This is a genomic window from Silvibacterium bohemicum (assembly GCF_001006305.1).
Classification (GTDB): Bacteria; Acidobacteriota; Terriglobia; order Terriglobales; family Acidobacteriaceae; genus Silvibacterium; species Silvibacterium bohemicum.
Genome location: NZ_LBHJ01000002.1, coordinates 246,771 through 265,942, shown reverse-complemented (window position 1 = coordinate 265,942; position 19,172 = coordinate 246,771). Strand labels below are relative to the sequence as shown.

The window sequence follows — 19,172 nt, the reverse complement described above, 5'->3', positions numbered from 1 at the left end:
CGCTTCACATCTGCTTTGCTGAATTAGACGTCGATGGCCACCGGGAAGTATCAAAATATGAATGCCACAAAAGAGGCAAATCCGCCTGGCCCAATGACTCTCGTCGCTTGCCAAGTATTCTACTCCTTCGCTTCTATCGGCCAAATGGCAAACAGCGAATGGGGATAGACTCAAAATTTCCCGATCCAAACTACTGGATGTGTCGTCAAAGAATGCCGGCAACCGCTTTCATTTCAGCAAAGCTATTGTCGGGGTCGGTCTCCGGAGAGCAGATGAGCTGCAGGTCTCCTGTAGCGATTTGCGACAGGAGACCCGGATTTTGTTTACCGCCCTTGCTCGGTTTCCACCAGGGAAATGCATTCTTCGAGGATTTCGAGCGCGATGGCGGCCTCGTACTGGTTCACAATCAGCGGAGGCGCGAGGCGGATCGAGGTTTCGCCGCAGCCCAGGATCAGAAGGCCGCGTTCGAAGGCCAGCTCGACGATACGGTCCCGCCAGAGGCCGGCCACATCGCGCGACTGCTGGTCTTTGACGATCTCAATGCCGATCATCAGGCCGCGTCCGCGGACATCGCCGACGATCGGGTGCCTGGCCGGCCAGGTGCGGAGCTGCTCCAGCATCTGTTCGCCCATCTTTTCCGCATTGGCAATGCCCTCACGGTCGAGAACGTCCATTGTGGCCAGAGCCGCGGCGATGGAGACGGGATTGCCTCCAAAGGTGGAGGCGTGGGAGCCCGGCTTCCAATCCATGATCTCGGCGCGGGTCATGCAAACGCCCAGCGGCATGCCCGAAGCGATGCCTTTGGCCATGCAGACAATGTCGGGCTGTACGCCGGTGTGCTCGATGGCCCACCACTTGCCGGTTCGGCCTGCTCCGGACTGCACTTCATCGGCCACCAACAGGATGCCGTACTTGTCACAGATGCGGCGCAGCTCCTGCATGAAGATGGTGGGCGCGACCACGTAGCCGCCCTCACCCTGAATCGGCTCGACGAAGATCGCAGCTACCTCTTCGGGGGCGAGCGTGGTCTTGAAGAGCTTCTCTTCGATGTAGCGCGCGCAGCCCAGGGCGAAGGCGTCTTCTTCCTGCGGTCCGCCGCTACAGCCGCGATAGGCGTAGGGATAGCGGACGTGGGTGACTCCCGGGACCAGCGGCGCAAAGCGGCGGCGCTGCTGCGGCTTCGACGCGGTCAGCGAGAGCGCGCCCATGGTGCGGCCGTGAAAGGCTCCGAAGAAGGCAATGACGTTCTGGCGGCCGGTGTGATAACGCGCAATCTTCAGCGCGCACTCGACGGCTTCGGCTCCGGAGTTGCCGTAGTAGAAGCGGTGCGGTCCGGGCATGGGCGCGATGGCCGAAAGCCGCTCGGAGAGGGTAACCAGCGATTCATAGTAAAAATCGGTGCCGGAGATATGGATAAGCTCGGCAGCCTGCTCCTGGATGGCCTTGACCACCTCGGGATGGCAGTGACCGGTCGAAGTCACGGCAATGCCGGCGGCAAAGTCCAGAAACTCGTTGCCGTCGACATCCTCCACGCGAACCCCGCGGCCGCGCTTGGCCACCATGGGATAGGAGCGGGTGTAGCTGGGCGAGATGAGGCGGTCGTCATCGGCGACGATACGAGCGGCGTTGGGACCGGGGAGCGGCGTGACCAGTTTTGGTCCATATTGCGCGCCGAGTTCGGAATTTCTGATCGTTGTTACGGCGTTTGCGGTGGTGCTCATGGTTCTCTCCTTGATCCCGGTTACGGGGCACCGGTGGTTGATCCGGCGGCTGGGGCCTGAGTCTTTCCCTGGTAAAGGGCTTGTGGGACGGGCTTGTGAGAGAGTCTTCTTCCGGTCACCGGAGGCTTTTGCCTGCGTTTTGAGCGTGCAAAAAGCGAGCGGCGGGCAGCGCCGACTAATCGCTGCCGAAGAGGCTAGGTCGCGTGCGAGTAGGAAGAACGCGAAGGTGCCTGAGGGGAGCAATGGTCCGCGCGTATGCCAGGTTCCAGCAGTTTGGGCTGGATAATACCGTCGCATTGGCTGAGAGGACGCGCATGGCTCACTTGTGCCAGAGGATAGCACGCCGAGGCAACAGGAGAAAAACGGCTAGGAGAGCGCGATCAAGTTCTTACGGAGCCGGTCGGGGTCGCCGTCAGGCAGGCCGGCCTCGACTTCCTGATGGGTCTTCTCCCAGGTGGGAACGGCACGTTCGAGCAGATCGGCTCCCTCGTCTGTAAGGGCCAGCAGACGGCTGCGGCGATCGGCAGGGTCGGCCATGACTTTGATCAAGCCGCGGCGCTCGAGCGGCTTCAAGGCCGCGGTCAGGGTGGTCCGGTCGACGGCCAGAAGCGCGGCGACTGAAGCCATCCCTGCCGGCTGCGGCCGATTCAACGACATCATTAAAGAGAATTGCCCATTGGTAAGGTTAAACGGGCGCAAGGCCTCGTCAAAGCGACGCGCCAGGGTGCGTGCCGCCCGCTGGACATGCAGGCAGAGACAGCAATCCCGAACCAGGAGCGTGGTTGCGTACGGAACTTTGGGGGCGCTTGACACACGTTCAATCATGTTGATATCAACGTATCCTGTCAAGTGATTGACCCAAGCCGATTAACCAAAGTCGGCTCACCAGGAGGATTTCATGTCCACTGCAACCATCGCATCCCCAAAGGTCGTGTCGCGCGAAGAATGGCTCCAGGCGCGCAAGGCGCTGCTGCAACGAGAAAAGGAAATCACTCACCTGCGGGATGCCGTGAACGCCGAACGCCTGGATCTGCCGCGCGTGAAGGTCGATAAGGAATACCTGTTCGAAACACCGGGCGGCAAGAAGACCCTCGCCGAACTTTTCGATGGCCGCAGCCAACTCCTGGTGTACCACTTCATGCTGGGTCCGGGATGGGAGGCGGGATGCCCGGGGTGCTCGTTTCTCGCCGACCACTTCGATGGCGCACTGCCGCATCTCGAAAATCACGACGTGACGCTGACAGCGGTGTCGCGTGCGCCGCTCGCGGAGATCGAGAAATACAAGCAGCGCATGGGCTGGCGCTTTCCCTGGGTATCGTCCTTCGGCAGCGACTTCAACTTCGATTACAACGTCTCGTTCCACAAAGAGGAGATCGCAGCCGGCAACGCAATCTACAACTACGAGAAGCTGCCGGCTTCCACAACGCCGGAGTATACCGAGCTGCCCGGCTCGAGCGCTTTCTATAGAGACGCGAACGGTGAAGTCTTCCACACCTACTCGAGCTATGCCCGCGGGGGCGAGGAACTGATCGGGACGCTGATGCTTCTTGACCGCGCGCCGAAGGGCCGCAACGAGACGACGACCATGGACTTCGTGCGCCGCCACGACGAGTATGAGAACGCCGCGAAGAAACACGACTGCTGTTCCCACTAGGAGCAACTCCGATATGCTGCTTCGTCCCGCTACGCCTGAAGACGCCGACGCGGTCGCTCGCGTGCATGTTCGTTCCTGGCAGGCGGCTTATCGAAGCCTGTTACCTGACGCTTACCTCGATGGACTGCGCCCGGAAGAGCGGGCTCAGGCATACGATTTCACTGGCTCCGATCCTGCGAAGCCGTACACCATCGTTGCCGAGAGTGAAGGCGCCGTCTACGGCTTCGTCTCCACCATGCCTTCGCGCGAGCCGGATCTTCAAGGCTATGGCGAGTTGTGCGCGCTCTATGTCGATCCTGAACATTGGGGCCGGGGAATCGGGGCTGCTCTGGTCGCCGCCGGACGTGACAGGCTTTTCGAACTAGCCTTTCGCGACGCATACTTGTGGATTTTGAACGGAAACGTTCGTGCCGAGCGCTTCTATCGCCTGGATGGATGGCGCCTCGACGGCCCACGCAAAACGGAAATGATGTGGGGTATAACGGTCGAGGAGGTTCGCTACCGGCGCTCGCTCCGTCAGACCATAGCAGATTCTCAGTGACGAAGCCGCTTCTCCAGCATCTCGACCAACTCCTGCGGTTTGCGACCCTGTTCGCGCATAGCCCGAATGGAAAGCGCGTCGTGCCGCTTGGCGAGGCGCTGTCCTTGCTCATCTTTCAGTAGCGGGCAGTGATACCAGAGCGGCGGCTCAATCCCGAGAACCTCATGGAGAAGAATCTGCCGCGCGGTGGACTTGAGCAGGTCCGCTCCGCGAACCACTTCGGTGATGCGCATGGCTGCGTCGTCGACCACGCAGGCCAGCTGGTAGGACGGCATGCCGTCGCGCCGCCATACCAGGAAATCTCCAAAGTCGCGGCCAGCGATAAACTGCTGCGCCCCGAAATGCCGGTCGTGAAATTCAACCGCGCGTCCATCGGGAACGCGAAAGCGCCAGTTGATTCCGGCGGGCGAGTCGTAGGAATTCTTCACATCCGCGTCGAAAAGAGGACGGCATGTGCCCGGATACTTCGGCTCATCGTCCTCATCGTTTTCGTGCGGAGCGCTGGCCATCGCGGCTAGGTCTTTGCGCGAGCAGCGGCAGGGATAGAGATATCCTCGGTCAAGTAGCGTCCGCCACGCCGCGAGATAGTGATCGCGACGCTGGCTCTGATTGTAGGGACCGTAATCACCGCCTACATCGGGGCCTTCCTGCCACGCGATGCCCAGCCACCGCAGATCTTCGAACATAGGGTTTACGAACTCGGGCCGTGACCGCTGCGTGTCGAGATCTTCATTGCGCAGGATGAGAACTCCGTCTGCCTCGCGGGCGCGGCGGTATGCGGTCAAGAATGTGCTGGCATGGCCGAGATGAGGGAGCCCGGTCGGCGAGGGCGCGAGGCGTCCGCGATAAGGCGTCGGGCCGGAAAATGTGAGTAAATCCTCGGAGGCCTTCATGGAACAAGATCAGGATCGGGAGAGAAATTGTTCCAGGGCATCGTGGACAACACGGTTCAACTTCTGGTCGTGTTCCTCCGCGTAAAGGGCTGCTCGTTTATGCAGTTCGTGACCCAGGCGAACATTGAATGTCCCTCGAAACGGCAGGTCAGGCTCTTTGCTTTCCTGTTCGCAGAACTGAAGATACTCGTCCACAGCGGCCCTGAAGTTCTTTTCGAGCCCGCGCACATTTGTTCCTTCGTAAGTGATCGCGTCGCGGATTCCAATCACACGGCCATGCAGAATTTTATCGTCGGCGCTGTAAAGTACAGACCCGCTGTAGCCTTTGTATTCGAGTGTCTGGCTCATGTGAGATGACCCTCCTGTTTTAAGAATCGAATGATTTCGCGCACCTGATATGCCTTAAGAATTTTCCCGGGGTGAGGTTCATGCATGAAGAGTGTTGCGTTTGTTTCAGAATGAATGAATTTTCGGCCGGACCCACCGGAAAACTTCAGCTCATATCCATAGCTTTGCATCAGCACCTGTAGCTCAGTCCATTCAAAGTCGGTTGGCTTCGTCAAGACTCGGTCGATCAGCTTCTGATGTTTTGTCATTTCAAGGCCGACTCTATTATTGCAACTAAATATAGTTGCATGCAATACGTTAGAACAAATCCGGAATGCTGGTGAAGGCGATGCGTGTGGGTGCGGCGGCGCGGGCCAGCAGCATGCTGGCGGGCATCAGCGTATCGAGGCCGTATTTGTGGTTCAGTGCGTCCATGGTGGTGGAGAGGCGGGTGCGGCGCGTCTCCGTTTCCAGTCCGGAGAAGAGGTTGAGGGTGTGCAGGTGATCGGGGACCAGATTGCCTAGCCACACGCCCACATAGAACGGCTTCTGGTGCTGCGCATCCTGCGGCCGCTGCGCCCAAAGCTTTTGCAGAGCCTCGACCAGCGTCTGGCTGTCCTGGCATTCGATCACCGTGGTTGCATGCGACCAACCGGCCTGCGGGATGCCTGAGTTGTGCAGCCGCTTCGCGTCGCTTTTCGAAACGGCGAACTTGATGCTCAGGGAGACATTGGTCGTCCACAGCCGGGCCGTCCGCAGCCGCATGGCGGCTTTGTGCAGCAGCTTGTGCGCGACGGCGTAGCAGCCCTCGTGAGTGCGCAGCTCCGGCGCAAGCACGTGGCTCTGGCTGATGGATTTCTGGTGCTCCAGCGCTGGGTCGTTGAAGTCCTCGCCACGCAGCCAGTGCCACAGTTTTTCGCCGTTGACTCCACCCCAGGCGTCGTTCATCTGCTCGCGGTTGAGGGCCAGAAGTTGCGGCATGGTGCGTATGCCCGCCTCATGCAGCCGCTTCTCCATGCGCGCGCCGACGCCGGGGAGGTCGCGGAGGGAGAGGCCGCTCAGGGCGGCTTCGAGGATGTCCGGCGTCAGCGCGACCAGGCCGTCGGGCTTTTCCATGTCCGACGCGATCTTCGAGAGATATCGATTCGGCGCGAGGCCAATGGAGCAGCGCAGCGTGGCTCCCGCATGTTCCCGGATGGATTGCTTCACGCGTTTCGCTAAATCGAGAGCGGCCATCAGCGGCTGCTCACGGCCTAGCAGGCTGGCCGCCATCTCATCGATAGACATGACCGCGGAGATAGGAACGCAGCGCTCCACGGCGTCAATAATGCGGCGATGGTATTCGACATAGACCTCGTGCCGCGCCTCGATCAGCTCGATGCCGGGGCACATCCGCTTGGCGTCGCCCACCTGGGTTCCGGTGCGGACGCCGAAGGCCTTTGCCTCATAGCTGGCGGCAATGGCGCAGGTGGTATCCGCCATGACCGGCACGACGGCAATGGGCCGGTTGCGCAGCTCGGGGCGGAGCTCCTGTTCGACGGAAGCGAAGTAAGAGTTGAGGTCGAGGAAGAGCCAGCGGATGCGTGGTTCAGAGACGTGGGGGGCCGCGTTGGATGGGACCGGCACGCTCAATTTTCGCTTTTAATTCGCTGAACTTCAAGTTCATAACCGCGGTCAGCAGGGTTCGGTCGCCAGTTTGGGCTGCATTTCCAGGGGATGGCCCAATTTAACCGGACTTTTTTGAAACTGAGGTTACCAGCGTGCAGCAAAATTCTTCCTCAAACGTCCATTAAAGGTGAGATCATGGGGCCACAGTTCCCCCAGACGATGCAGGAAACCTTCTAAAGGGTTCAGCATTCTTAGTAACCGGAGCTGTTTTTATGTGGTTCACCAAAATGCATGACGTTTTAGCTTTCCTGTCGCACCTAAGCGAATACCTGCCCGCCATCCTTGTGACTGCCGGAGTTGCGGTCCTGATCGGATGCGCAGTGGGGTGTGCCTGCTCTCCGTGCAAGGAAAAGGACGAGATCTTTCATCGCGAAGTGTACTGACGCTTTCCTGTCCGCACTGTCTGCGAAGAAATATCTGAAATATGCATTTTTGCGCTCTTGCCAGCCTTCCACTTCCTTCCTGATTTGATCTCTACAACACCTTTGCGGCGCCGAAATTCCGCCTTGTCTGATCCTCTAAATTGCGCCGCGGCCTGTCTTCTATAATCCCGACACAATGGAAAAGAGACATGAGGCGGTAGCCGAGCTTGCTCGTCGCGACCGTCTGGCGGAAGAAGGCGGCGGCCAGGAACGCCGCGAACGTCAGCACACGGAAGGCAAGCTGTCGGCACGCGAGCGCATCTCGCTGCTGCTCGACGAGGGCTCCTTCGAAGAAACCGATCGGCTCGTCACCCATCGCTGCACCGATTTCGGGATGGCGGAGAAGCGCATCCCCGGAGACGGCTTCGTGACCGGGTATGGGCGCGTCGAGGGTCGCGTGGTTTTCGTCTTCGCGCAGGATTTCACCGTCTTCGGCGGCTCGCTCTCCGAGGCGAATGCGGCCAAGATCGTCAAGTTGATGGACATGGCCATGCGCGTCGGCGCTCCCATCGTGGGACTGAACGACTCCGGCGGCGCGCGGATTCAGGAGGGCGTGGTCTCGCTCGCCGGCTATGCCGATATCTTTCTCCGCAATACTCTGGCCAGCGGCGTCATTCCGCAGATCTCGGCGATCCTCGGCCCGTGCGCCGGGGGAGCCGTGTATTCGCCGGCCATCACCGACTTCACGCTCATGGTCGACAAGACCTCCTACATGTTCGTCACCGGGCCGGACGTCATCCGCACCGTGACCCATGAAGAGGTGACCAAGGAAAAGCTGGGCGGGGCGACTACGCACAATGAAGTCTCCGGCGTGGCTCACTTCATGGCGCATGACGATCAGGAGTGCGTGGCCATGGTCCGCGAGCTGCTGAGCTTTTTGCCCTCCAACAATCTCGAAGACCCGCCGCGGCGCGCGTGCACCGATCCTATCGACCGCGCCGACCGCGAGCTGGACACACTGGTGCCGGCGGAATCGCATCAGCCCTATGACATCAAGCTGGTCATCGAACGGCTGGTCGACGACGGCTATTTTTTCGAGGTTCACGAGCACTTCGCACGCAACCTGGTAATCGGCTTCGCGCGCATGAACGGCCGTCCGGTGGGCGTGATCGCCAATCAGCCTGCTTATCTGGCGGGCGTGCTCGATATCGATGCCAGCGTCAAGGGGGCGCGCTTCGTACGCTTCTGCGACGCCTTCAATATCCCGCTGATCACGCTCGAAGATGTGCCGGGATTTCTGCCGGGAACGCAGCAGGAGTACGGCGGGATTATCCGGCATGGGGCGAAGCTCCTCTATGCCTATGCCGAGGCCACGGTGCCCAAGCTCACCGTCATCACGCGCAAGGCATATGGCGGAGCCTATTGCGTGATGAGCTCGAAACACATTCGCACCGACCTGAATCTCGCCTGGCCTACGGCGGAGATCGCGGTGATGGGGCCGGAGGGCGCGGTGAATATCGTCTACGGCCGCGAGCTGGAGCAGGTGGTGAAACAGGCAGAGCAGGAGCGGCCTTTAACCGAAGACGAGAAGATGGAGATCCTGGCCGCCGCGCGAGCCGAGAAGGTGCATGAATTCCGCGAGCAGTTTGCCAATCCGTACATCGCAGCCGAGCGCGGCTACGTCGACGCTGTAATCCTGCCGCACGAGACACGACGGAGACTCATCTCTGCGCTCGAAATGCTGGACGGAAAGCGGGATAAGAATCCGCCGAAGAAGCACGGCAATATACCACTGTGATGTAGGGGATAGGGTTTAGGGGACAGGGGGCAGCAAAGCTGCTACACCCTATACCCTGTCCCTTAAAACCGCGCCATGTTTACCTAATACAATGGTTAGAACGGCTGGCGATGTCGCTCGAAAGAGATTTCATGATTTTGAAACAGTACTACCTGGGTTGTCTTGCCCATGCTTCTTATCTGCTGGGCGATGAATCAAGCTCGACAGCGATCATTGTCGATCCGCAGCGTGATATCGATCAGTATTTAGCGGATGCGAAGAGCTTCGGTCTCCAGATTCGCCACGTCTTTCTGACCCATTTTCACGCCGACTTTATTGCTGGACATCTTGAGCTGCGCGACCGCTGCGGCGCAACGATTCATCTAGGCAGCCGCGCCGAAGCCGAATATGCCTTTGTGCCGATGGCGGATGGAGACACTCTCGAATTTCCCGGCCTTCGCCTGCAGGTGCTCGAAACACCGGGTCACACTATCGAATCGATTTCGATTCTGGTGTTCGATCTGGCGAAGGATCAGACAAAGCCGCACGCCGTTCTCACTGGCGACACGCTGTTCATCGGAGACGTGGGCCGTCCCGACCTGCGCGCTTCTCTGGGATGGACCGCCAACGATCTTGGCGCTCATCTTTATGATTCGCTCCACGACAAACTACTAACGCTGCCGGACGAAACGCTGGTCTACCCGGCGCATGGCGCGGGCTCGCTTTGCGGCAAGCAGCTTTCCTCCGACACGGTTTCTTCGCTTGGCGATCAGCGGCGCATGAACTACGCGTTGCAGCCGATGGCCAAGGAAGAATTCATTCGCCTGGTGACTGCCGACCAGCCCGATGCTCCGCAGTACTTCACCTACGACGCTATCTTGAACACGCGCGAGCGAGTGACGCTCGACAGGAATCTCGAGAAGGTTCTTCATCCCATTGCACTCGATGAGGTGATTCGCGCGAAAGAGGCCGGAGCGCAGGTGCTGGATGTGCGCGACGCAGCGGAGTTTGCCACAGGGCATCTTCGGGGCAGCATCAACATCGGACTGGGCGGCCAATATGCCACATGGGCCGGCACGCTGCTCGATCGCGCCAAGCCGATTGTGATCATCGCCGAGCCGGGACGGGAGATGGAAGCCACCCTGCGCCTGGGCCGCATTGGATTCGATCATGTAAAAGGCTATCTGAACGGTGGCATGACGGCTCTGGCAGCGAGGCCGGACTTAGTGACGCCGACGGAGCGCGTGAGCGCTGCAATGATTGCAGAAGAACTTGCGGGCGCCGAGCCGCCTCTGATTCTGGATATCCGGAATCCGCGCGAGTGGGAGGCAGGTCACGTGCCGGAAAGCCTGAATATTCCGCTCAATCATCTGCAGGAGCGCCTCGGGGAGTTGCAGGGACGCATTGGGGAAGTTCCCCCTCAGCGCCGCATCGCCGTCTACTGTGCGGGAGGCTACCGCTCGTCGATTGCCAGCAGCATTCTGCACCAGAATGCGATTACGAATCTCATCGAGATGGCGGGCGGGATTGCCGCGTGGGATTCGGCCAAGCTCCCGGTCGTTTCGGAGAGATAGCTTTTCTTCGAAAAAAAGACAGCTATCCTTTTGCATCCTCTGCGAAAGAGTTCGTTGATCTCCCCACGAAAGTGAAAGGCCGTCCCGCAATCTCCTAACCGCGATGACCGGCCCGCTTAAGCATCCAACAACATCTGCGGCGTAGAATGCCGCGAAGATCGAAATCCTGACTTAGCGCGATTTGAAATCACGCTGATCTTTGGCGATCTTTGCAGTGCTCGCGGATATCCGGCTAGGCATCAAATGCGAGAAACGTGAAGTTCCTCATTCAATTGCTTTGGGATTGAAAAGTATGCAACGTTCGAGCTCACACTATCGATTCAAACTGAAAAGGTGATTGCATGACGAAACCCTCGGAGAAGCGGGTGTCTCTGGCCCGCAGCGAACGCAAGGCCCCTCACAACGCGTCGGAAACCGGACGCACTTCACCGCAGCAGGTTGTCAGCGTGTCGGTCATCGTCCGGCGCCGTAATGGCCTGAGCCTCAAAGATCTGGGAGGCAGACAGGTCTCTCGCGAAGAGTTCAACGAGAAGTACGCGGCCGATCCGGCGGACTTCGACAAGATCCGGCAGTTCGCGCATGAGCACGGGCTGAGCGTGGACGAATCGGCGTCGAGCCTGGCGCGGCGCACGGTGGTTCTGCGCGGCACGGCGGCGGCGATGGAAGAGGCCTTCGGCGTTGAGCTGCATGATTTCGCAGGCGAGGACGGCCACAAGTTTCATGGATTCACCGGACAGATCTCGCTGCCGGAGCAGCACGCGCCGGCGGTGGACGCAGTTCTCGGGCTCGATGCGCGGCCCATCGCGAAGCCTCACTTTCGCTTTCGCGACAAAGATGACCGGGGAACGGTGACGCCGGCGGCATCAGCAGCCAACGTCAGCTACACGCCGGTCCAGGTAGCCGGGTTTTACGACTATCCGAATGGAGACGGCAGCGGCCAGACCATTGGCATCATCGAGCTCGGCGGCGGCTACCAGGCCAGCGACATCACCACCTATTTTTCCGGACTCGGCCTCACGCCTCCAACGGTTGTCGCGGTGTCGGTCGATGGCGGAACGAATGCGCCGAGCAATCCCAACGGCGCCGACGGAGAGGTGGCGCTCGATATTCAGGTCGCCGGTGCAGTGGCTCCTGGCGCTAAGATCGCCGTGTATTTCACTGCAAATACCGATCAGGGATTCATCGATGCCATCACCACCGCAGTGCATGACACGGCGAACAACCCGTCTGTGATCTCGATCAGCTGGGGCGGTCCGGAGTCGACCTGGGCGCAGTCCTCGTTGACAGCGCTCGACAATGCCTGCCAGTCGGCAGGCGCGCTGGGCGTGACCATCACCGTGGCCGCCGGCGACAACGGATCGAGCGACGGCGCGACCGGCAACAATGTGGACTTCCCCGCTTCCAGCCCGCACGTGCTGGCCTGCGGAGGAACGAAACTGGAGGCCAGCGGCACCACCATTAGCAGCGAAGTCGTGTGGAACGACGGATCGAGCGGCGGAGCCACAGGCGGCGGAGTCAGCGAGTTTTTCGCGCTGCCCACCTGGCAGGCAAACGCCGGCGTTCCTGCGGCCTCGACCAGCGCGGGAGGGCGCGGCGTGCCCGACGTGGCCGGCGATGCCTCTCCTACTACCGGCTACAACATTCTTGTCGATGGCCAGTCTGAAGTGGTTGGCGGCACGAGTGCAGTAGCTCCGCTCTGGGCAGGGCTGATCGCCATCGTGAATCAGCTCAAGGGCTCGCCGGTGGGATTCGTCAATCCGACACTGTATCAATCCACGAGCGCCTTCCACGACATCGTCTCGGGCAATAACGGCGCCTTCTCGGCCGGTCCAGGATGGGATGCGTGCACCGGGATGGGCTCCCCGATAGGAACCGCGATTGCCACGGCTCTTGGCGCGACCGGTGGCTCAACGGGATCGGGCGGTGAGACTGGAAATGGGGGGTCGGGAAATGGTGGTTCGGGAAACGGTGGATCAGGCACTGGGACTGGAACTGGTTCCGGAACGGGCTCGGGCTCTGGAAGCGGCTCGGGCGATGGCAAGCATCACCACCCCAAGCATCCAAAACACTCGGATTAGATAGCGTAGTTGCAGGCAATAAGACCGAGCCATTCCTGAGATGAAAACCGCCTCAGGGATGGCTCGGTTCCATCTCCGGCTTGCCCTTGTCATTCCTGCGGACATAACCCATCGGCGTGTGGTGATCGTGCGTGAAGAGCACCAGCCAGCGCTCGGGGATGGCGCGCTCATAGAAGCGCTTGCGCTGCTCGATGCAGGTGAGCGGGTCGAGGTCGTATCCCATCACCCAGGTGATGTCGAGGTGCGCGCTGGTCGGGATCAGATCCGAGATATAACAGGCCCGCTGCCCGGCGGATTCGATATGCACGGCCAGTGTCTGGGCGGTATGACCGGGGAAACACTCGACTGAAATACCGGGAACGATCTCTTCCACCTGCCCTGGCCTGGTTTCGAGCAGCGTCATCTGACCGCTTGCGATGAGCGGATCGTAGTTCGCGCTGATGTAGCTCACCGCGTCGCGCTCCAGTTGAAGATGCCCGTGATCGACCTCTCCGCGATGCGCGTAGTAGCGGGCATTGGGAAAGGTAGGAACGATCTTTCCCTCCGGAGTGAGCGTGGTGTTCCACCCGCAGTGATCGAAGTGCAGATGGCTATTGATCACCACATCGACTTCTTCCGGACGGATGCCGACAGCAGCAAAGGCCGAAGGCAGCAACTGCTTCGCGTCGTAAATGCCGCGCTGCTTCTCGCTCAGCTTGTTGCCGATTCCTGTCTCGATAACTACTGTCTGTTTGCCGGTGCGAACGACTACCGAGTTCAGGCCAAGGGTGACGCGGTTCTGTGCGTCGGCGGGCAGACGTTTTTCCCAAAGAGGCTTGGGAACTACACCGAACATGGCTCCGCCATCGAGATAGTAGGAGCCATCGGAGAGCACGGTGAGATCGAAGGCGCCCAGGCTAGTTTGAGCACGGATCAAAGTGTCATTGGGAAACAATTGGAGATGAGGCATTCTTATTTTCCGATCCAGCGGACACTTACTTCTTTTTTGCAGGTTGCATAAAGGCGTGACAGGACCATGTGTCGTGATGTTTTCGTGACCACGATCACTACAACTTATTGAAGCATGATTACTCGGAAACTTGTTGCGCCAGGCCAACAACCAAGCTCGTGGATAAGACCCCGAAGCAAGGCAGGGCGCATGCTGATGCAAAGCCCGCAGCCACAATGCCATCCGTTTTGTTATGCAGATTGAATGAGCTGCTAGTTCACTAGATCTTGACAATTTGATTGTTGCATAGGTGAATAACGCGGTGTAGCATACGTGCTCGACGCGGTAGCACCGGCGATTGTTCTGTCTAACTTCCCACTATTTACAGGTGTAGAAGAGGCTCATGATCTCACTCCGAAGACTTCTCTCTTCAGCTTTCGCTGTCGCTGTGATTGTTTCGTTCTCGTCGATGTACGCCCAGGTGCCCGGGCTGGAGGACAAACTCGAAGCGCAATACACAATTACGAAAGCCACTGCCAACCGCGATGACATCGTTACCGCCGGCTCCGTCTTGGTGCTCAAGAAGGACGGCCTGCTGATGTATACCACCACCACATCCGTCCCCCCCACCAGCACTTATAAAGACGGAAAGATATCGCAGGGTTTCTTCGGCCTGAGCGCGTGCAAGTGGTGCAAAAAGATTCCGGGAAATTCGACCCCCAACGTCGACAACAGAACCTTTGTCACCGGCGAGAAGTTCTGGGTCACCAAGATTTATCTGAAGGACGATGGTGTCTACTTCGAACTGTTCAGCGATCCCATCTCCGATGTTCGCTATTACGGCCTGCTGAAGTTCCCTTTTCCCAAGGGCACGACGCCCACAGTGGATCAGATGGTGAGCACTGTCAGCGAAGCTCTGAAGGTGCAGCCTGCGGATGATTCAGGCGGGGACAGCAAGACTGCCGCCGCAGCCCCCGCGGACAAGGCCGCGCCGGCAGCTCAAGCGGCAGCCCCAGCTCCCGTGGCGGCTGCGATGGCCCCCATAGCGCCGCCTCCGCCGCCGGTGGATGCTCCTCCCGCCCAGCCTAAAACGATTGCCATTGGCCAGAGCAAAGACCAGGTTGTCGCAATCTTCGGCCAGCCGACCCGGATTGCCAATCTCGGCAGCAAAGAGATCGACTACTACCCGGATATGAAAGTCACCTTCGTAAAAGGCAAGGTTTCAGACGTTCAATAGCTGAATATCCCCGCGTCGATGGTTCGGAATATCAAAAGGAGATCCTCTGTGTACAGATCACTGACCCGGGCCGTTCACGTCATCAGCTTCTTTTCTGCAGTTGCTCTCTCGCTGGTCTGTGCCTCCGCCTCCTTATCCGCGCAGACCACGAAGAAGGCTGCGGCTCCTGCAAAGGCGGCTCCTGCTAAACCGGCAGCCAAGCCTGCGGGCGCGGCTGGCGCTTCAGCCGCCCATGGAACAACGGCCGCAGGGGCTAGTCATGGACCGACGACCGCGGGGGCCAGCCACGGACCGACCACCAGTAATCCCCATGGAACGACGACTACGACCACGGGTCACGGTGCTACTACAGCAACCGCCGGACACGGTGCGACCACTACCGGCGGACGGCCCGGGACGGCCACCGCAGCCGCCAGACCCGGGGCCGCTGGCGGTGCAGGCAGCGCTCGCGGCGGAGCGGCAGCGGGACATCCGGCTCCGGCGGGAAGCCACGAAGCTCACGCAGCGAACGGAAGCATGGTCCGCACCCGCGCCAACGGCCAGCGCAGCGACGTACACGACGCCCGGCGCGGAATGGATATTCATCACGGATTGAATGGCGGCCGGCGCGTCTCCGTCGAGCGAGCCGATCACTCGCGCATCGTCTCCGAGCGCGGTGGACGCGGCTACGTGCAACATCCGTACATGTATCACGGCCATGAGTACGGCGCGCGCCGATACTACGATCACGGGCGCTACTATGACCGCTACTATGGCCGCTACGGCTATCGCGGCGGATATCTGAATGTCTATGCACCCGGCGTCTACTACGCTCCGGCATTCTATGGCTGGGCTTATAACCCGTGGGCCGTTCCGGTCGCTTATACGGCCTGGGGATGGGGCGGGGCACCCTGGTACGGCGCCTACGGCGCGTGGTTTACGCCCTTCCCGGTGTATGCAAGCGCATCTTTCTGGCTCACGGATTATCTGATCGCGGCCAGCCTCCAGGCTGCGTATGCCGCACAGGTCGAGGCTCAGGTCGCGGCCTCGGTCAATCCCGACGCTTCACCGCTTACCCCGGAAGTGAAGAAGATGATTGCCGACGAAGTGCAGCGGCAGGTGGCGCTTGAAAACTCGGAAGCGCAGCAGAACTCCGGTGGACAGGATGTCGATTCCGGCTCCAGCGGCATCGCCCGCATGATGTCGGATGGCCAACCGCATGTCTTCGTGGCCGGCAGCGATCTCGATCTGGTTGCCGACTCTGGTCAAGAATGCGCGGTAAGCCAGGGCGATGTGCTCGAAGTGGCACAGTCGCCGGCGGCCGATGCGACCGCCGCGACCGCTATCGTTCTCACCAGCAAAGGCGGAAAGGAATGCCTGAAGAGCACGAACGTGACGGTAGCCTTCACCGACCTGCAGGACATGCAGAACCACATGCGTGAAACCATTGACAAGGGCATGGGCGAAATGAAAGACAAGCAGGGCAAGGGTGGTCTGCCCTCCGCCCCGCCCTCGGCGCAGGCTGCTCCAACGCAATCGGCGTATGCCGCAGTAGCTCCTCCGCCCGACCCTAACGCCGCCGCCGAAATCAAGGAACAGGATACGCAAGCGGGCCAGGCCGAGCAGGAGGTTGCAGGCACCGTATCTTCCGGCGGCGGAGCTGCAGGAGGACCGAATGTGGGCGATGATCCCGCACCAGCTGCCGCAGCGACCCCCACGGTTAGCATCTCTCTAGGTCAGACCACGGACCAGGTGATTACCGCGATGGTCAGCCCAAGAGCAAGGTCAATCTCGGCGCTAAGCAGATCTATATCTATCAGGATATGAAGATCACCTTCAAAGAAGGAAAGGTTGTCGATGTGCAGTGAGGGAATCGACCCTCATCGAACCGATAACGATAAAGCCAGCCGCACAGGCTGGCTTTATCGTTGCAGCACACATCAGCCGGAGGGAATGCATCATCGCAACCACTCCGGCGATTGCCCCAAAATGACGGCTCTCTGAAGCCCTCAATCGTCTATTCCTTCCCGCTTTTTACGTACATCTCGAATTGCTGCAGCAGCCGGTTGTGCAGTTCGGTCTGCGCTATGGGACCTGCGACGGAGTGGGTCTTCCGCGGGAAGACGTTGTAGTCGTATGGGATACCTGCGTCGAGCAGCTTCTGGATGTATTGGATAGTGTTGGCGAAGTGTACGTTGTCGTCGCCGGTGCCGTGCAGGAGCAGCAGGTGTCCCTTGAGATCCTTCGCTGCGTTTTGCACCGAGTCCGCCTGATACACATCAGGGTTCGCAGCCGGCAGGCCGAGATAGCGTTCGGTATAGATCGAATCGTAGTTGCGCCAGTCGGTGACCGGCGCGCCGCTGGCTCCGGCCAGAAAGCGGTCGGAGTGGCTGAGCGCGTAGAGAGTGAATGTCCCGCCCCAGCTCCAGCCCCACCAGCCCAGACGATGCGCGTCGAGCTGCGGGTATTTCGCCAGCACCTGATCGATGGAGGTCAGCTGATCGGCAAGCTGCGGCGGCCCGAAGTTATGGTACGCGGCCTGTTCAAAGTCGCGTCCGCGGCCCGCCATGCCGCGATTGTCGACGTGCAGCACGGCAAATCCATGCTCGGCCATCAGCTGGTCGAAGAGCCACTCTCTTCCATCCCATTTATTCTTGGCTGCGCCTACGCCGGGGCCGCCGTAAGGATTGACAACCAGCGGCACGCTGGCCGCCGCCGTTGCATCGACGGGAAGCTGCAGAGTTCCGTAGAGCGTGGTGGTGCCGTCCGCTGCCTTCAGCTCCAACTGTTCTGGCGCGACCAGGGTGTGGCCCACGATCTTGTGTGAGGACCAGAAAGGCGTGCAGTCTCCCTGGGCCGTGCAATAGCTAACGGTGGGAGGCGTGGTCAGCGTGGATGCGGTATCGATGAAAGAGCCGCCCTTGGCGGGGAAATCGGGATCGTGAAAGCCCGCGGCCCTGGTCACCCGGCGCTTGCCGCTGCCGTCAAGTTGCACCGCCCACACCTGCTGCTCGTGCGAATCGCCTTCGCTCGATAGATAGTAGACAGTGCTGGCCGCCTCATCGACGGTCTTCACTTCCGTCGCCTCATAGGTGCCACTCTCCAACTGATTGGCGAGCTGCGCTTCACTGCCCAGCGGATTGCCGGCGTCGAAGGTGTAGCGGTAGATGTGGGTGAAGCCGTCGCGCCAGCTTTGGATCAAAAACTGGTGATCGCCGACGAAGGTCACGTCATAGGTCAGCGTGAAATACTTTGGCTCGGTCTGGGCGAGAGCCAGTTTCACTTCGCCGGTGCGGGTGTCGGCAAAGTAGAGGTTCTCATGCTTCTGATCCCGGGTCAAAACCTCTACCCACACCACGTGAGGATTCACCCATCCGAAGCGCGGCACGTAATCATCATTGGCAGTCAGTGGAATCTTGAGCCAGTGGGTTGAGCCTCCGGTGGCGCTGACGACGCCGACCCGGACGGACGGATTGGGATCGCCGGGTTGCGGGTAACGCTGCACATCGACGGTGGCATGCAGGGGAATCCAGTCGGTGAGGGGATAGGTGGGAACCTGCGCCTCGTTCATCTGCAGATAGACCAGCTGCTTCGAGTCGGGCGACCAGAAGTAGTTGCTGCGCACATCCAGCTCTTCGAGATAGACCCAGTCGATCTCGCCGTTCAGCACTGTCCCGTCGTGAGTTTCAGTGAGCGCCAGGGGTGCGTCGCCCTGCTGTGCCCCCTGCAGATAAAGATTATGGTCCCGCACATAGGAGATGAACTGACCATTTGGCGAGAACTTGGGATCGTCGCCGCTTTGCATGCCGGTATTGCCGACCTCGATGCCTGTCCCGTTATGTAGGTCGTAGAGCCACAGGTCGCCGTTGGTGTCGAAGAGCAGATGCTGCGAATCCGGCGACCAGATGTAGTCGGGTTCGTCGTACCGATTGCGATGGTCGCGATCCTTCTCGGTGATTTCCGCGTTCAGCAGAGAATTGATCTTGGAGCGGCCGATCAACTTCTTCAGCTTCCCGTCGGCAACCTGAATCTGCATCACGTCGCCTTCGTCGGAGAGATACGTCGCGCGGCTGCCGTCCGGCGACCAGCTGATGCCGGAGGGCGGCTCGCCGGTCAGATTGTCGCCGCCGAAGATCTCTTTCACCGTCCAGGAATTGGTGGGCGGATGAGTGGGCGCGGAGGCTTTCTGGGCGAAGACGTTGTGAAACGAGGGAACAAAGACGGCGGCAAGGGCAAAGACGGAAAAAGCGCAAAGACGGCGCAAGGCGGCTCCTGAAAGAGAAAATTGGACAGGGTGAAGCGATTCCACACGCGATGCGCCTTCCGGCACAAAGCTTTGGGGCGTTGCTGAAAGAACAACCGCGATTGAAAATTATTCTACAGGGGCCTGGAGGGGCGATTTTGGCGTCGAATTGGACGAAAAATCCGCTCAG

At 59.9% G+C, this 19,172-nt stretch carries 15 protein-coding genes; 7 read left to right on the top strand and 8 right to left on the bottom strand.

What is annotated here, in order from left to right; genetic code table 11:
- Nucleotides 1–323: 323 nt before the first annotated feature.
- Together XX99_RS05075 and XX99_RS05070 are read right to left on the bottom strand one after the other, a co-directional pair.
- Entirely contained in the window at nt 324–1,721 is a 1,398-nt protein-coding gene (locus tag XX99_RS05075) for an acetyl ornithine aminotransferase family protein (protein ID WP_050058300.1), read from the bottom strand.
- 366 nt (nt 1,722–2,087) lie between these two features.
- The gene (locus tag XX99_RS05070; RefSeq protein WP_082125263.1) at nt 2,088–2,546 is read right to left on the bottom strand and encodes a MarR family winged helix-turn-helix transcriptional regulator; all 459 of its coding nucleotides are present in this window, start codon (nt 2,544–2,546) and stop codon (nt 2,088–2,090) included.
- Between the two features lie 73 nt (nt 2,547–2,619).
- Between XX99_RS05070 and XX99_RS05065 the strand changes: the two genes are divergently transcribed.
- Both XX99_RS05065 and XX99_RS05060 read left to right on the top strand, forming a co-directional pair.
- Nucleotides 2,620–3,375, top strand: a complete 756-nt coding sequence (locus XX99_RS05065; RefSeq protein ID WP_050058299.1) for a DUF899 domain-containing protein — start codon at nt 2,620–2,622, stop codon at nt 3,373–3,375.
- A gap of 13 nt (nt 3,376–3,388) precedes the next feature.
- Nucleotides 3,389–3,916, top strand: coding sequence for a GNAT family N-acetyltransferase (locus XX99_RS05060; RefSeq protein ID WP_050058298.1), 528 nt, complete (start codon nt 3,389–3,391; stop codon nt 3,914–3,916).
- Here the strand turns inward: XX99_RS05060 and gluQRS are convergent.
- The 4 genes from gluQRS to XX99_RS05040 are packed head-to-tail and all read right to left on the bottom strand — an operon-like array spanning nt 3,910 to nt 6,762.
- Nucleotides 3,910–4,809 carry a tRNA glutamyl-Q(34) synthetase GluQRS gene (gene gluQRS / locus XX99_RS05055; RefSeq protein ID WP_050058297.1) on the bottom strand — a complete coding sequence of 300 codons (900 nt, stop codon included), beginning with the start codon at nt 4,807–4,809 and terminating at the stop codon, nt 3,910–3,912. The two genes, XX99_RS05060 and gluQRS, sit on opposite strands and share 7 nt — an antisense overlap.
- 9 nt (nt 4,810–4,818) lie before the next feature.
- Nucleotides 4,819–5,157 (bottom strand): type II toxin-antitoxin system HicB family antitoxin, encoded by a 339-nt coding sequence (locus XX99_RS05050; protein ID WP_050058296.1) that lies wholly within the window; start codon nt 5,155–5,157, stop codon nt 4,819–4,821.
- Complete coding sequence (locus tag XX99_RS28530; protein WP_050058295.1) at nt 5,154–5,405, bottom strand: type II toxin-antitoxin system HicA family toxin; 252 nt, start codon at nt 5,403–5,405, stop codon at nt 5,154–5,156. The genes XX99_RS05050 and XX99_RS28530 overlap by 4 nt, the downstream gene beginning before the upstream one ends.
- Nucleotides 5,406–5,454: 49 nt before the next feature.
- The gene (locus XX99_RS05040; RefSeq protein WP_050058294.1) at nt 5,455–6,762 is read right to left on the bottom strand and encodes a DNA polymerase Y family protein; all 1,308 of its coding nucleotides are present in this window, start codon (nt 6,760–6,762) and stop codon (nt 5,455–5,457) included.
- Between the two features lie 600 nt (nt 6,763–7,362).
- Between XX99_RS05040 and XX99_RS05035 the strand changes: the two genes are divergently transcribed.
- From XX99_RS05035 to XX99_RS05025, 3 genes are all read left to right on the top strand, one after another.
- The gene (locus XX99_RS05035) at nt 7,363–8,964 is read left to right on the top strand and encodes an acyl-CoA carboxylase subunit beta (RefSeq protein ID WP_050058293.1); all 1,602 of its coding nucleotides are present in this window, start codon (nt 7,363–7,365) and stop codon (nt 8,962–8,964) included.
- Nucleotides 8,965–9,095: 131 nt separating this feature from the next.
- Nucleotides 9,096–10,517: an MBL fold metallo-hydrolase gene (locus XX99_RS05030; RefSeq protein ID WP_050058292.1), complete on the top strand. Its 1,422-nt coding sequence runs from the start codon at nt 9,096–9,098 to the stop codon at nt 10,515–10,517.
- A 341-nt stretch (nt 10,518–10,858) separates the two neighbouring features.
- Nucleotides 10,859–12,595 (top strand): S53 family peptidase, encoded by a 1,737-nt coding sequence (locus XX99_RS05025; protein WP_082125262.1) that lies wholly within the window; start codon nt 10,859–10,861, stop codon nt 12,593–12,595.
- Nucleotides 12,596–12,647: 52 nt separating this feature from the next.
- Here the strand turns inward: XX99_RS05025 and XX99_RS05020 are convergent, their stop codons facing one another.
- On the bottom strand, nt 12,648–13,544 hold the full coding sequence (locus XX99_RS05020) for an MBL fold metallo-hydrolase (RefSeq protein WP_050058291.1): 897 nt from the start codon (nt 13,542–13,544) through the stop codon (nt 12,648–12,650).
- 382 nt (nt 13,545–13,926) lie between these two features.
- Here XX99_RS05020 and XX99_RS05015 point away from each other — a divergent pair, with 382 nt between their 5' ends.
- Together XX99_RS05015 and XX99_RS05010 are read left to right on the top strand one after the other, a co-directional pair.
- Complete coding sequence (locus tag XX99_RS05015) at nt 13,927–14,760, top strand: hypothetical protein (protein WP_050058290.1); 834 nt, start codon at nt 13,927–13,929, stop codon at nt 14,758–14,760.
- A gap of 48 nt (nt 14,761–14,808) precedes the next feature.
- Nucleotides 14,809–16,566 carry a hypothetical protein gene (locus XX99_RS05010; protein WP_050058289.1) on the top strand — a complete coding sequence of 586 codons (1,758 nt, stop codon included), beginning with the start codon at nt 14,809–14,811 and terminating at the stop codon, nt 16,564–16,566.
- A 190-nt stretch (nt 16,567–16,756) separates the two neighbouring features.
- Here XX99_RS05010 and XX99_RS05005 read toward each other — a convergent pair whose 3' ends face one another.
- Nucleotides 16,757–19,003, bottom strand: a complete 2,247-nt coding sequence (locus XX99_RS05005) for an alpha/beta fold hydrolase (protein WP_082125280.1) — start codon at nt 19,001–19,003, stop codon at nt 16,757–16,759.
- Nucleotides 19,004–19,172 lie beyond the last annotated feature (169 nt).

Excerpts from the sequence above, each read along its gene's own strand:
- gluQRS (WP_050058297.1), bottom strand. The coding sequence starts at position 4,809 with ATGAAGGCCTCCGAGGATTTACTCACATTTTCCGGCCCGACGCCTTAT.
- XX99_RS05050 (WP_050058296.1), bottom strand. The coding sequence starts at position 5,157 with ATGAGCCAGACACTCGAATACAAAGGCTACAGCGGGTCTGTACTTTAC.
- XX99_RS05060 (WP_050058298.1), top strand. The coding sequence starts at position 3,389 with ATGCTGCTTCGTCCCGCTACGCCTGAAGACGCCGACGCGGTCGCTCGC.
- XX99_RS05075 (WP_050058300.1), bottom strand. The coding sequence starts at position 1,721 with ATGAGCACCACCGCAAACGCCGTAACAACGATCAGAAATTCCGAACTC.
- XX99_RS28530 (WP_050058295.1), bottom strand. The coding sequence starts at position 5,405 with ATGACAAAACATCAGAAGCTGATCGACCGAGTCTTGACGAAGCCAACC.
- XX99_RS05070 (WP_082125263.1), bottom strand. The coding sequence starts at position 2,546 with ATGATTGAACGTGTGTCAAGCGCCCCCAAAGTTCCGTACGCAACCACG.
- XX99_RS05030 (WP_050058292.1), top strand. The coding sequence starts at position 9,096 with ATGATTTTGAAACAGTACTACCTGGGTTGTCTTGCCCATGCTTCTTAT.
- XX99_RS05025 (WP_082125262.1), top strand. The coding sequence starts at position 10,859 with ATGACGAAACCCTCGGAGAAGCGGGTGTCTCTGGCCCGCAGCGAACGC.
- XX99_RS05035 (WP_050058293.1), top strand. The coding sequence starts at position 7,363 with ATGGAAAAGAGACATGAGGCGGTAGCCGAGCTTGCTCGTCGCGACCGT.
- XX99_RS05015 (WP_050058290.1), top strand. The coding sequence starts at position 13,927 with ATGATCTCACTCCGAAGACTTCTCTCTTCAGCTTTCGCTGTCGCTGTG.
- XX99_RS05020 (WP_050058291.1), bottom strand. The coding sequence starts at position 13,544 with ATGCCTCATCTCCAATTGTTTCCCAATGACACTTTGATCCGTGCTCAA.
- XX99_RS05065 (WP_050058299.1), top strand. The coding sequence starts at position 2,620 with ATGTCCACTGCAACCATCGCATCCCCAAAGGTCGTGTCGCGCGAAGAA.